General features: G+C 66.5%; 7 protein-coding genes and 1 pseudogene. 4 read left to right on the forward strand and 4 right to left on the reverse strand.

What is annotated here, in order from left to right; genetic code table 11:
* Positions 1 to 7: 7 nt before the first annotated feature.
* Both Q8814_RS12430 and Q8814_RS12435 read right to left on the reverse strand, forming a co-directional pair.
* Entirely contained in the window at positions 8 to 1147 is a 1140-nt protein-coding gene (locus tag Q8814_RS12430) for a thiolase family protein (RefSeq protein ID WP_330152330.1), read from the reverse strand.
* Positions 1140 to 2613 (reverse strand): annotated as a pseudogene (locus tag Q8814_RS12435) (class I adenylate-forming enzyme family protein). Before Q8814_RS12435 ends, Q8814_RS12430 begins: the two are co-directional and overlap by 8 nt.
* Positions 2614 to 2666: 53 nt before the next feature.
* On the opposite strand from Q8814_RS12435, the gene Q8814_RS12440 reads away from it, so the two are divergent.
* Together Q8814_RS12440 and Q8814_RS12445 are read left to right on the forward strand one after the other, a co-directional pair.
* Positions 2667 to 3434: an SDR family NAD(P)-dependent oxidoreductase gene (locus tag Q8814_RS12440; RefSeq protein ID WP_330152331.1), complete on the forward strand. Its 768-nt coding sequence runs from the start codon at positions 2667 to 2669 to the stop codon at positions 3432 to 3434.
* Complete coding sequence (locus Q8814_RS12445) at positions 3431 to 4198, forward strand: SDR family NAD(P)-dependent oxidoreductase (protein WP_330152332.1); 768 nt, start codon at positions 3431 to 3433, stop codon at positions 4196 to 4198. The genes Q8814_RS12440 and Q8814_RS12445 overlap by 4 nt, the downstream gene beginning before the upstream one ends.
* Before the next feature lie 92 nt (positions 4199 to 4290).
* Here the strand turns inward: Q8814_RS12445 and Q8814_RS12450 are convergent, their stop codons facing one another.
* On the reverse strand, positions 4291 to 5226 hold the full coding sequence (locus Q8814_RS12450) for a zinc-binding dehydrogenase (RefSeq protein WP_330152333.1): 936 nt from the start codon (positions 5224 to 5226) through the stop codon (positions 4291 to 4293).
* 95 nt (positions 5227 to 5321) lie between these two features.
* Complete coding sequence (locus Q8814_RS12455; protein ID WP_330152334.1) at positions 5322 to 6116, reverse strand: SDR family oxidoreductase; 795 nt, start codon at positions 6114 to 6116, stop codon at positions 5322 to 5324.
* A gap of 145 nt (positions 6117 to 6261) precedes the next feature.
* Here Q8814_RS12455 and Q8814_RS12460 point away from each other — a divergent pair, with 145 nt between their 5' ends.
* Both Q8814_RS12460 and Q8814_RS12465 read left to right on the forward strand, forming a co-directional pair.
* On the forward strand, positions 6262 to 6453 hold the full coding sequence (locus Q8814_RS12460; RefSeq protein WP_330152335.1) for a ferredoxin: 192 nt from the start codon (positions 6262 to 6264) through the stop codon (positions 6451 to 6453).
* Between the two features lie 53 nt (positions 6454 to 6506).
* Positions 6507 to 7853 carry a cytochrome P450 gene (locus Q8814_RS12465; protein ID WP_330152336.1) on the forward strand — a complete coding sequence of 449 codons (1347 nt, stop codon included), beginning with the start codon at positions 6507 to 6509 and terminating at the stop codon, positions 7851 to 7853.
* Positions 7854 to 7986 lie beyond the last annotated feature (133 nt).

Below are 7986 nucleotides of genomic sequence, written 5' to 3' on the forward strand. Positions count from 1 at the left end.
ACATAATTCACGGCGCCGGAACCTCGATGACCGTCGCCGACCCCATACCGCCACCGGCACACATGGCCGCGACACCGATACCGCCACCGCGGCGGCGCAGTTCGTGCACGAGGGTGACGAGCATGCGGGCGCCGGTCGCGGCGACCGGATGCCCGAGCGAGCAGCCGCTTCCACTGACGTTGACGCGGTCGGGGTCGAGGTCGAGGAGTTTGACCGCGGCCACGCACTGGGCGGCGAACGCCTCGTTGATCTCGAAGAGGTCGACGTCGGAGACGGACATGCCGGCGCGACCGAGTGCCTTGTTGATCGCATCCACCGGCGCGAGACCGGTGAAGGCCGGATCGATACCGACCGACGCCCACGCCTTCACCGTGCCCAATGCGGGCAGGCCGAGCTCACTGCTGGCGATGGTGAGCGCGGCGGCGCCGTCGTTTGCTCCACACGCGTTGCCCGCGGTGATGCTGAATCCGTCGATCTCCGGATGCAGCACCTTCAGCGAAGCCAGCTTCTCGAGGCTGGTGTCGCGGCGCGGATGCTCGTCGACGGAGAACAACCCGTGCGGGGTGTCGATGGGGCGGATCTCGTCCACGAACCGGCCCGCGTCGATGGCCTCGACCGCGACACGGTGCGACCGCAGCGCCCACGCGTCCATCTCCTCGCGGGACACACCCGCCTTCACCGCGGCATTCCAGCCCACGGTGATCGACATGTCGCGATTCGGTGCGTCCGGGCGGTCGGGGTGGGTGGGCGACATCCACGGCACCCACTCGTCGCCCTGCCGGGTGAGCGCGCGCGGCGAGGTGGATGCGGAGTTGACGCCGCCGGCGATCACGAACCTGTCCATGCCCGCCATGACGCTCGCCGCCGCGGTCTGGACCGACGCCAGGCTCGCGGCGCAGTGCCGGTTGTGGGCCAGACCGGGAACGGTGGTCAGCCCGGCCGTGATGGCCGCGTGCCGCGCGATGACACCGCCACCATAGAGGCCTTCGCCGAGGATCACGTCGTCGATCAGGGACGCGTCGTGCCCTTCGGCGGCCGCGGCGACCACGTGGTGGGCCAGGTCGAAGGCGTTGGTGTCGCGGAGCGTGCCCTTGCCCGCGGTCCCGATGGGGGTCCGCAGGGCGGATACGATGACTGCTTCAGGCATTGGTGTTCTCCAGTTCGGCGAGTAGGTTGCGGCGCAGTAGTTTTCCTGTTTCGGTCTTCGGAAGTTCGTGCCGGAACACGATGGCGTCGGGGGTCTTGGACGAACGCAGTCGTTCCTTGACCCACTGCTTGACCTCGTCGGGGTCCGCGTCGCCGACGAGCACCGCGACGATGCGCTGTCCCCATTCGGCGTCGGCGACACCGATCACGGCGGCTTCGACGATCGCGGGGTGGGCGAGCAGGACGTCCTCGATCTCGGCCGGCGCGATGTTCTCGCCGCCGCGAATGATCGTGTCGTCCGAGCGGCCCTCGACGAACAGATATCCGTCGGCGTCGAGATGACCGAGATCGCGTGTGGAGAACCAGCCTTCGTCGTCGAGGACGCTACGGCCACCGTATTCGCCGGAGATCTGCTCCCCGCGCACGTAGATCAGTCCCGATTCGCCGGCGGCCACGGGCTCATCGATGGCGGAACGGATCTCGATTTCGATGCCGGGCAGGGGGCGTCCCACCGAACCGAGGCGCTCGCGCACCGCCGGGTTATCGGACTCGAAGGCGATCCGGTGATCTTCGGGTCCGAGCACCGCAATGGACGACGCGGTTTCGGTGAGGCCGTAGGCGTTGACGAAGCCCGTGTCGGGGAACGCGCGCAGCGCCCGCTCGAGCACCGGCCGGGGCGTGCGGGATCCGCCGTAGGCGAGCGACTGCAGGCTCGGGGTGCGCGCCTCGTCGCCACCGAGTTCGGTGACGATGCGCGCGAGCATGGTGGGCACCAGCATGACGTGGGTGACCGCGTCGCGCCGCACCGTCTCGAGCCACACCTTCGGATCGAATGCCGCGAGGTAGACCACCCGGCGCCCGGTGTACAGGTTCGACAGCAGGTTGGTGAGCCCCGCAATGTGGTACGGCGGCACCGATACCAGCGTCGCGTCGGTCTCCGAGGCCGACGCGAACTCCATCGTGTTGAGCACGTAGGCGAGCAGGTGCCGATGCCGCAGGATCGCCGGCTTCGGGTCGGACGTCGTGCCACTGGTGTAGATGATCACCGCGACCGCATCGCCGTCCCACTGTGGTTCCAGGTCCGACAGTGGTTCCAGGTCCGACAGTGGTTCCAGGTCGGCCACACCGGCGCCTGCCTCGGTGCCCTCGGCCTCGTCGACGAGCGCATCGAGGTCGGCCTGCTCGAGGATCAGCGCCCCGGGGTGCCGATCCTTCAGCGCCGTGAGCGCCGAGCCGATAGTTGAGCGGCACGAACGGGACACCGGCCAGGGCGGCGCCGAACAGTGCCACCGGGTACGCGAGGTGGTTCGTCCCCACGTAGAGCACCGCCGGATAGTCCCTGAATTTCAGGGCGGCGCGGCGGGCGCACGTGTCGAGGCGTGCGGCCGTAAGGGACCGATCGCCGACGGTCGCAACCGCCCGCTCGCCGTTGTTTGCGGCCATTTCTAGAATCATGCTGAGGTTCATGAGAACATTATTCTCGCAAGACGAGAGCATAAGTTGCAAGAAGGGGAATCAATATGCAGATCACTGGCTGTTCCGCGATCGTCGTAGGCGGCACCGGAGGCCTCGGACAGGCCACGGTTCGCCGCCTCCACGAGGCCGGAGCCAAGGTCGTTGTCGCCGATGTCAACGATGAGAAGGGCAAGGAACTCGAGGCCGAACTCGGCGTGCGCTATGTGCGGACCGACGCCGGCAGCGAGGAGTCGGTCTCGGCGGCGATCAGCGAGGCCGAGTCGCTCGGACCACTGCGGATCTCGGTGGACTGCCACGGCGGGCCGGCCGGCGGCGGCCGACTCGTCGGCAAGGACGGCAGCCCGATGCCGCTCGAAGCCTTCACCAAGACCATCGAGTCGTACCTGACGTCCACCTTCAACGTCATGCGGCTCTCCGCCGCGGCAATCGCGAAGCAGGACCCGTTCGACGACGAGGGCAGCCGCGGCGTCATCGTCAACACCGCGTCGATCGCGGGCTACGAAGGCCAGATCGGCCAGCTCCCCTATTCGGCAGCCAAGGGCGGCGTGATCGGTATGACGCTCGTCGCCGCCCGCGATCTCTCACCACTGGGCATCCGCGTGAACACGATCGCGCCGGGCACCATCCTCACTCCGGCTTACGGCAAGGCCGGCGACCAGCTCGAGGCGTACTGGGGCCCGCAGGTCCCGCATCCCAAGCGCATGGGCCGGCCGGTCGAGTACGCGACGCTCGTCGCCTCGATCGTGGAGAACGACTACCTCAACGGTGAGGTGATCCGCCTCGACGGCGCACTCCGGTTCCCGCCGAAATGACCTCGCGCGAGGGCGGCGTGCTCGAGGGCAGGGTCGCGTTCGTTGCGGGCGCGAGCCGGGGCATCGGCGCCGCGATCGCAGTGGCGCTGGCCGGTGCAGGCGCCTCGGTCGCGGTCGCCGCGCGGTCCGAGGAGGTGGGCAAACTGCCCGGCACCATCCACTCGGTGGCCGAGCGGATCACCACGTCCGGTGGCCGGGCGATGCCGGTTCACTGCGACGTCACGGACGAAGCGTCGGTCGCCGCCGCGATGGAGACGACCGTCGCCGAATTCGGTGGCGTCGACATCCTCGTTGCGAACGCGGGCGTGCTCTGGATGGGACCGATCGAATCGACGCCGCTCAGGCGCTGGCAACTGTGCCTGGACGTCAATTCGACCGGCGTGTTCAACGTGACCAAGGCCGCGATCCCGCACCTACGGGCGCGCGGTGGCGGATCCATGGTGGCGGTGACCACGACGGGGGTCACCATGACCGACCGCGGCTCGAACGCCTACTGGGTGTCCAAGGCCGCCGTCGAACGGCTGTACACCGGGCTGGCAGCAGACCTGAAACCGGACAACATCGCGGTGAACTGCCTCGCGCCGTCGCGGGTCGTCCTCACCGAAGGGTGGACGGCGGGCGGCAACGGCCGCGAGATTCCTCCGGAGATGGTCGAGCCTCCCGAGACCATGGGCGCGGCAGCGGTTCTGCTCGCCACACAGAACGCCGCGGGCATCACCGGCACCGTTCAGCAATCGGAAGAGCTGATCCCGCAGCGGCAGTGAATCCCGCGCCGGCGGGGGTTCCGGTCAACCGAGAGATGACCCGAACCCCCGCCGTCACGGTGCGTGGTGCGATCGCACCCGCCTTCGCCTGCCTAATCGCCGAAGCGTGCCACCAGGCGTCCGGTGACCTCGCCCCGGCGCAGGCGTTCCAGACCTTCCCCGATCTCGTCGAAGGCGATCTCGGTGTACGCCGGTGCGATCTCGCGTGCGAGCAGCAGGTCGAAGACCTCTTCGATGTCCTGGACCGTTCCGCCCAGAGACCCGACCAGGGTCTTGCCCAGGATCGTCGACGATCTGACGGTGAACGTCGGTGAACCCAGACCGACCTGAACGATCATGCCGCCCCGCTCGACCGCGTCGATGGCCTTCTGTGTGGTGTCGAAGCCCGCGTAGTCGACCACGAGGTCGAATCCCTGACCGGCCCACTCGGAGGCGTCCCGCACGAGACCGGTGACGCCGGCGGTCCGGGCGAGATCCCATACGGATTCCTTGGTTTCGGCTACGTGTACCTCGGCGCCCGCGAGTACGGCTGCGCGAGTGCCGATTTGACCGAGCCCGCCGTAGCCGATAACACCGACCTTCATCCCGGCCGAGGCGCGCCCCACCTTGATGATCGCGTGGTACGAGGTCATGCCCGCGTCGGTCGCGAGTGCTGCCAGGGCCAGGTCGAGTCCCTCCGGCACGCGAGCGAGATCCCGGGCGTCGGCGACGAGCCGGTCGGCGAACCCGCCGGGGGTGAACATTCCGGCCGGCGGACGGACACCGGAGGTGCAGACGCCGACGACGTCTCCGATGCGCCATCCTTCGACGCCCTGCCCCAGTTCGCTGATGACGCCGGCATTCTCGTGTCCCTGGGTCATGGGCAGGAAAGGCATGGTCGACTCGCCGACCTCCATGTACATGAGGTCGCTGTGGCACAGGCCGGCGGCCCGGACGTCGATGACGACTTCACCGGGTCCCGGCGCCGGCTCCGGGACCTCGTTCAGGGCGATCGACTTGCCGGTTCCTTCGAATTGCCATGCTCTCATTGCTGCAGTGCTCTCATTGCTGCACTCCTTCGTGACGGTCGGGCCGGATGTCCCGTCCCCTGATAGTTCTGATACTTCTGATACCTCGATGGTGGTTACGGCAGGATCGGCTCGGCGCTCATGCCATCGCGGATGGCATCCATCCGCCGCTCGACATGATCGAGATAGTGCGGATGCGTGATGATGTACGGGAGATTCCGGGATATCCCCCGGACGACATGCTCGCCCGCCGTGGCGGGTTCCATTCCGACGTTGCCGGCCCCCTTGATGTGGGGGACATCCTCGACCTGCCCGCCCAGACGGGTGGTGTTCGCATCGAGATTCGACTTCACCAAACCCGGGCACAGTACGGACACTCCGACGCCGTGCGGCGCCATTTCGGCGCGTAGGGCCTCCGACAGCGCGATGACGGCGCTCTTCGCCGCGCTGTAGGCGCCGCGGCCCGGCGCGCCCGCGGTCAATCCCATGACGGAAGCCGTGTTGACGATATGACCACCACCGCGGGCGCGCATATCCGCGCCGAAGGCCGACACGCCGTTGAAGACACCGGTCAGATCGATCGCGACGATCAAGTCGAATGTCTCCGGGTCCATGTCGACGACATCGCGGCCGTTGAAACCGATTCCCGCATTGTTGACGAGGATGTCCACGGGCCCGAAAGCCTCTTCGGCGTGCTTCTTGGCCGCTGCCCACGCCGTGCGGTCACGTACGTCCAATGCCACTCCCCGAAATTCGGGCGGCCGGGCCGCAACGACCGAATCCAGCGAGTCCTGGTCGATATCCGCGACGGTGACCGAGATGCCGTAACCGGCCAGCGCATCGGCGATGCCCAACCCGATCCCGCCGGCTCCACCGGTGATGAATGCGTGCCGTGCCGAGGAAAGTTCCATGCGCGTGGTCTCCATTCGTCGGGACAAGTCGAGCCTTGCGGAAGCACCCTCCTGAGATTAAGGTTCTCGCAACCCGGAAGATGATTCTTACTTCACAGATTACACACCCCGATGCGAGATCCGACTTCATGAAGACGGAGGACGAATGAAGGTCGAAGTTGACTCACAGCGCTGCCAAGGACACACCTTGTGCGCCATGGCCGCCCCGGACCTGTTCGAGCTGAGCGAGATCGACGGTCACGCGACAGCCGTCGACGGCGATGTTCCCGCCGGTCTCGGGGAGAGGGCCCGCGAAGCAGCCCGCACTTGTCCCGAGCAGGCGATCTCCATCTCCTGAAAGATCCTGTCCAGGAACGTCGTTCACTCCACACGTACGAGAGGGCAAGGGCCATGAGCATCGACGACGCTGTCGCCGACAACAGCCACAGACAACCCGTATTCCAGTTCGACAGACATGCACCGGACTACCGCGACAATTTTCTGAACATCACCGAGGAAATGCACTCCAAGTGCCCGATGGCGTGGTCCGACACCCACGGTGGCCACTGGGTTGCAGCCGGCAGCGACGAAGTGTTCGCCCTCGCGCGCTCGGCCGACATCTCCAACGATCACGACATCAAAGGTGTTCGCCGCGGTTACAAGGGCATCATGATCCCTACGGCGGCCAGGGCATCCGGCGTCCGGGGCGGAATCCTGGAAATGGACGATCCCGAACATCGCGAATTCCGCGCGGTCCTCAATCCGTACCTGTCCCCCGCCGCCATCAAGAAGTGGATTCCCCTCATCGACGAGGTGATCCGCGCATGCATCGACGAGAAGATCGAGACGGGCAAGATCGACTTCATCGACGACCTGGTGAACATCGTCCCCGCGGTGATCACCCTGGCGATGCTGGGTATCCCGGTGGCGAAATGGACCGTGTACTGCGAGCCCGTCCATGCCGCCATGTACACACCGCCGGACTCGCCCGACGTGCCCCGGGTAGCGGAACTCCACCGCAACATGGGCCTGGATCTGCTCACCAATCTCCATGAGATCCGTGAGAATCCACGCCCGGGCATGGTCGATGCGATCGCCGGAGCCACCGTCAACGGCGAAAAGCCGGACGACCTCGAACTCCTCGGCGTTCTCAGCCTGCTCATCGGCGGCGGCTTCGATACCACCACCGCGCTGACGTCGCACGCTCTCGAATGGCTGTCCCAGAATCCCGACCAGCGCGAAATCCTCAGTACCGAACGTGATCGGCTGCTCGATTCGGCCACAGAGGAATTCTTGCGCTACTTCTGCCCGTCGGCCGGTGACGGCCGCACCTTCTCCGCCGACGTCGAACTCGGTGACGTGCAGTTCAAGGAGGGCGAACGAGTCTGGCTTTCCTGGGCTATGGCGAACCGGGACCCTGCACTGTTCACCGATCCCAACAGCATTGACCTCGAACGTACCGGCAATCGGCACTTCAGTTTCGGGCTGGGCGTGCACCGGTGTATCGGGTCCAACCTGGCCCGAACCGTCTTCAAGCGCATGCTGGTGGCGGTGCTCGACCGCATGCCGGACTTCCGGTGTGATCCGGAGGGCACAGTCCACTACGACTCCATCGGGGTCATTCAGGGCATGCGCCAGCTTCCCGCCACCTTCACGCCCGGCTCTCGCCTCGGTGCCGGACTCGACGAGACCCTTGCCGAGCTCCAGCTCACGATCGACGAACAGGGACTCGCCGCACCCGTGACTGCACAGAGGTAGAGCCCCATGAACATTGACGACATGGTGATGATCAGCATCGACGACCACGTGGTCGAACCGGCCGACATCTTCGAAAAGCACTTCCCGAAGAGCCTGATGGATCAGGCACCCACGCTCACCGCCCATCCGCGCA

The sequence above is a fragment of the Rhodococcus chondri genome (genome assembly GCF_036327435.1).
Lineage (GTDB): Bacteria > Actinomycetota > Actinomycetes > Mycobacteriales > Mycobacteriaceae > Rhodococcus > Rhodococcus chondri.

Bases quoted from the DNA above. Each gene is read 5' to 3' on its own strand.
- Q8814_RS12455 (WP_330152334.1), bottom strand. From the start codon at position 6,116: ATGGAACTTTCCTCGGCACGGCACGCATTCATCACCGGTGGAGCCGGC.
- Q8814_RS12440 (WP_330152331.1), top strand. From the start codon at position 2,667: ATGCAGATCACTGGCTGTTCCGCGATCGTCGTAGGCGGCACCGGAGGC.
- Q8814_RS12460 (WP_330152335.1), top strand. From the start codon at position 6,262: ATGAAGGTCGAAGTTGACTCACAGCGCTGCCAAGGACACACCTTGTGC.
- Q8814_RS12465 (WP_330152336.1), top strand. From the start codon at position 6,507: ATGAGCATCGACGACGCTGTCGCCGACAACAGCCACAGACAACCCGTA.
- Q8814_RS12450 (WP_330152333.1), bottom strand. From the start codon at position 5,226: ATGAGAGCATGGCAATTCGAAGGAACCGGCAAGTCGATCGCCCTGAAC.
- Q8814_RS12445 (WP_330152332.1), top strand. From the start codon at position 3,431: ATGACCTCGCGCGAGGGCGGCGTGCTCGAGGGCAGGGTCGCGTTCGTT.
- Q8814_RS12430 (WP_330152330.1), bottom strand. From the start codon at position 1,147: ATGCCTGAAGCAGTCATCGTATCCGCCCTGCGGACCCCCATCGGGACC.